The sequence below is a fragment of the Bacteroides caecigallinarum genome (genome assembly GCF_016902295.1).
GTDB classification, from domain to species: Bacteria; Bacteroidota; Bacteroidia; order Bacteroidales; family Bacteroidaceae; genus Phocaeicola; species Phocaeicola caecigallinarum_A.
On sequence record NZ_JACJLQ010000069.1, the window covers coordinates 1 to 4,639 of the forward strand.

Below are 4,639 nucleotides of genomic sequence, written 5' to 3' on the forward strand. Positions count from 1 at the left end.
GCATTCGGAGATATAAACCATGAGCAATAATAACCTAAAAAGTATCTTTATAATGAAAGCGATTAAAACTTTTTTATTTACATCTTTAATGGTCTTCTTGCCGGTAATTCTATCCGCACAGACCGTAAGCGGAAAACTGGTTGACGAGAAGAACAAACCACTGCCTTTTGCTAATGTTGTACTGCTGTCTTTGCCGGATTCTGCGTTTGTGAGCGGAACCATCAGCGGTGAGGACGGAACTTTCACACTGGAGGCAACATCGGAAAACCAGATAGTGAAAATATCTTCTATTGGATATAAGACCGTGTGTAAGCCGATATCTTCGGCAAATATCGGTATCGTGCAGCTCGTATCTGATGCACAGATGCTTGGTGAAGTGGTGGTAAAGGGTGATTTGCCTAAAACACGCGTTAAGGGTGATGCCATGGTCACTGAAGTAAAGAATAGCAAACTGTCTTATGCCGGTACAGCCAATGATGTATTGCGCAAATTGCCTGGTGTGGCAGATGTAGGCAACGGTTTGCAAGTATTAGGGCGAGGAACACCGGAGTATTATATAAACGGACGCAAGGTACGTGACCTTTCAGAACTTGACCAGTTATCCAGTACCAGTATTCGGAATGTGGAGGTCGTGATGAACCCGGGGGCTCGTTATGATGCATCTGTGAAGGCTGTTATACGTATTAATACACAAAAACCGGCAGGTGAGGGCTTTGGCTTTGACAATCGTTTAATGGGAGATTACAACAAGAAAGCGGGATGGCTTGACCAGTTCAATTTTAATTACCGGAAGAATAACTTTGATTTGTTTGGTCTTTTGTTTTATTCTGACAGCTACTACTGGAAGACTCATCAGGCCGTTCAGGATACTTATCTGGATAAACACTGGAAACAGGAAAGTCTTACAGATGTGGAAAGCCGGAGCAGGACATTTACCGGTAGGCTGGGTATGAATTATGTGTTTAATAACAATCATTCGTTGGGCGCATATTATCGTGTCGCAAGGCAACCGTATGATAAAAATTATATGGATGTATATACCGATGTATTCAGTGATGGAAAGGATTATGAATCTTCTGACAACTCTTCCGTCGGCTCTAATGATTATACCAAACATACTCTTGATCTGTATTATAACGGTAATCTTGGTAACTGGCAAATTGATGTGGACGGTAATGCTATCTGGCAGACAACTGATGCAGACAATCTGGCAAATGAGCAGATAAATGCCATGGACGGAACCAACTCTGTCCGCAATGTAACTACATACAGTGACACTGAATATGAATTTTACGCTGCCAAGGTTGTATTGTCACGCCCTTTATGGGGAGGTAATTTCTCTGTTGGTGCAGAATACGGATATATGAACAGAAACATGGACTATCGTAATCCCGAAGGTATCATATCCGACAGTAAAGATGAAATTAATGAGAACAACGCTTCTGCCTATGCAGAATACAGCAAGGCATTTGGCAAAGTAAACGCTCAGTTAGGCGTCCGATATGAATACGATGATTTTGATTATTATGTAAATGATGAACATCAGAAAGATCAGAGCAAAGTTTACCACAATGTATTTCCTTCGGCATCGATTTTCTTTCCACTTGGAAAAGCACAGGTTATGTTGCAGTACCGATCTGAGATACAGCGTCCGCGTTACTCACAACTGAGCAGTCAGGTGGCTTATATCAATCGTTATACTTATGAAGGCGGAAACCCGTTGTTGAGACCTGTCATGACAAACTCACTTAACTTGGGTGTATCCTACCGATGGTTGTCAGGACGTGCCGGATACCAGCATTTTAAAGATGATATCTTTAATACAAGTTATCCATATTCAAGCGAAGATCCTACCATCGCATTGATAAGCCAGAACAATTCACCCGCTTATGACATGCTGTTTGTCGCTATAACTGCCGCTCCTACCATAGGTAAATGGTCGCCTTCCTGGACAGCCAGCTTAAACAAACAATGGCTGGAGGTGGAAAGCCCTGAAGGTAACATTAATCTGAACAAGCCATTGTTTATGCTTAACTGGGACAACAGTCTTGAATTGCCTATGGGATTCCTTTTAAACATGGGTGTCAGATGGATGAGTACAGGCGATATGCAGAATACCAGATTGGACGAACAGAGCTGGTCGGTAAACGGAAGCTTGCATAAATCTATCATGAATGGCAGAATGAGTTTTCTGCTTCAAGCCAATGATATCTTTAATACTCAAAAACAATACGGGACTTTATATTCCGGAGAGGTGCGTACTATCAAGATGTATAACGACCCCAATGCACGCAGTGTCAGCCTGACTGTCCGCTATAAGTTTAATACAACTAGAAGCAAGTACAAAGGAACAGGAGCCGGAGACAGCCAGAAGAGCCGTATGTAAATATATTTTGATTCAATTAGTTTAAAAAACTCTCTTAAATTCAGACTAGGGTGGCTTTAGTCATTAAGGCTGCCCTTTTCACTTAACAAAATGTACGAATTGATGTGTATAGTGTTGGAATATTCTTATTTTTGCAGGAAATTTTTGTGAAATGAGAAAGATAACCCACTATATACTGTACATTCTGATTGCTTTTACAGCCTTTTTGAATATCCAATGCAGCGGAAACCGCAAGGAGAAATCACCGCTTCCGGAACTTGTTCATGCGGAATCTGTGATGTTTGATCATCCGGACAGTGCGCTTCATATTCTGGAGACCATGCCGATGCCTTCAGCACGCTGGGATAAGGAGAACCATGCACTGTGGTGTCTCTTGGTAACGCAGGCACAGTACAAACAGGTAATGAGAATCCCTTCTGATTCCCTTGTTAGGATAGCATACGATTATTACAAGACTACCGATAATGCTCGCAGAAAGGCGATGTCGGTCCTTTACATGGGGAATATAAACTATGAGCTAGGCAATATAGAGGACGCCATGAGGTATTATCTGGAAGGCAAGACGGCAGTAGAGAAAACAGATGATTATAAGACCGGATATCTGATAATGTCTTCTTTAGCTGATCTCTATTTATTCCGTAATTTAGCTGATTATGCACTTGATGCTTGTACAAAGGCATACAATTATGCTATAAAAGATTCGAATAAACGTTACCAAATGTCTGCATTGAAATTTTTGGCCAGATGTTATTGCATTAGGCATGAATTTCCAAAAGCAATCGATACATATAACAAATGTTCTTCAATATCTTTGGAGTTAGGACAGAAAGATGAATATTATTATCAAATTCAAACTGAGATTTCTTTAGTGTATTCCAATAGCGGAAACTTGGAAAAGTCTTTGGTATTGTCAAAATCATTACCGGTTGAGTATCAGTCAACAGTTCTTATAGGTAAGAATTACTATTATCTGAATGAACATGACTCTGCTTACATCTATCTTCAAAAATCATTAGACACTGATAATGTTTACACGAAAGCTCTGATATATGAGTTATTATATAAAATAAGTGATAGTCCCAAGTACCGTCAATACCTGAAAACCTATTGCGATTCTCTTCTTTTTTACAACGATTCTATCATAGCTCTTGATAAGGGCAAGGAAATCATCGCTTACAAAGAGAAGTACGACCATCAGAAACTCATCACCGAACAGCAGTGTCTGAAGTTGGAGAAGGCAAATGCACAGCGTTTGTTGTTCATCATCACGATATGCCTGATTGTGGTTATAGCTGTTGTTGCATATTTTTACCAGAAACGTCTTGTCCGTAAGGAAACTACTATCCGCAAACAGTCGGAACAGCTGCAGGACTACATGCTTCAACTGCACGAATATGAGACACGTCTCATGCAGAACAACCGCTATATGGAGGAACTGCAGGAGCAGATAGCAGGTCAGGAAGTTAATGCTGAAGAGATAGATTCATACCGTGAACAGATAGACAGTCTTCAGTCAGAGAATAGCAGGCTGTCTGAGAATATAAACACTCTGCAACAGCATATTGCAGAATATACCTCTAAACTTGACAAGGTCCGCCGTGATACGGAGAAGTTCCGTAGCATATCAGAAGAGAACCTTAACCTGAAGCAGCGTGAACGTATGCTTGCCGACTATGTCATAGATAATGACAGCCTTGTGAAGGAACTTAGAGAAAAAAGCCGTGTTCTTGATGATATGGAATGGGAGACTTTGGAGCAAATGTGCGAAAGTACATACAGCAATTTTGTGAGCCGTATGCAGAGCATCTGCCCGACACTGACTAGGCAGGAACTTCATCTTTGCATCCTGATCAAGCTCCGTTTCAGCAACACTCAGATGTCTGAGATATTCGGTGTGAGTGTCTCTTCGGTATCCCAGAAGAAGTTCCGTCTGAAGAAGCATTTGAGTGATTCACTGGAAGGGGGTCTTCCTGAGGATATGACACTTGACAGATGGGTGGCAGAGTTCTGAAAATAGAAAATGTAGAGATTGATATCATTGTATAATACGGCATAATGCGCATATAATCAGTGTGTTATGCCGTATTTGTTAATAGCTAAATGTAGAGATACTTTTTAAATGGTGTATTGTTATATGTTCTAATTTTGCATTCGGAGATATAAACCATGAGCAATAATAACCTAAAAAGTATCTTTATAATGAAAGCGATTAAAACTTTTTTATTTACATCTTTAATGGTCTTCTTGCCGGTA

The 4,639-nt window shown here is 40.5% G+C and carries 2 protein-coding genes; both read left to right on the forward strand.

The features are described from left to right. Positions 1–52 precede the first annotated feature (52 nt). Complete coding sequence (locus tag H6A27_RS13820) at positions 53–2,386, forward strand: TonB-dependent receptor domain-containing protein (protein ID WP_239469700.1); 2,334 nt, start codon at positions 53–55, stop codon at positions 2,384–2,386. A 151-nt stretch (positions 2,387–2,537) separates the two neighbouring features. Next, complete coding sequence (locus tag H6A27_RS13825; RefSeq protein WP_204509103.1) at positions 2,538–4,397, forward strand: coiled-coil domain-containing protein; 1,860 nt, start codon at positions 2,538–2,540, stop codon at positions 4,395–4,397. Positions 4,398–4,639: the final 242 nt, after the last annotated feature.

What these genes read in the sequence shown, in the direction of transcription:
- H6A27_RS13825 (WP_204509103.1), top strand. Translation starts at nt 2,538, where the DNA reads ATGAGAAAGATAACCCACTATATACTGTACATTCTGATTGCTTTTACA.
- H6A27_RS13820 (WP_239469700.1), top strand. Translation starts at nt 53, where the DNA reads ATGAAAGCGATTAAAACTTTTTTATTTACATCTTTAATGGTCTTCTTG.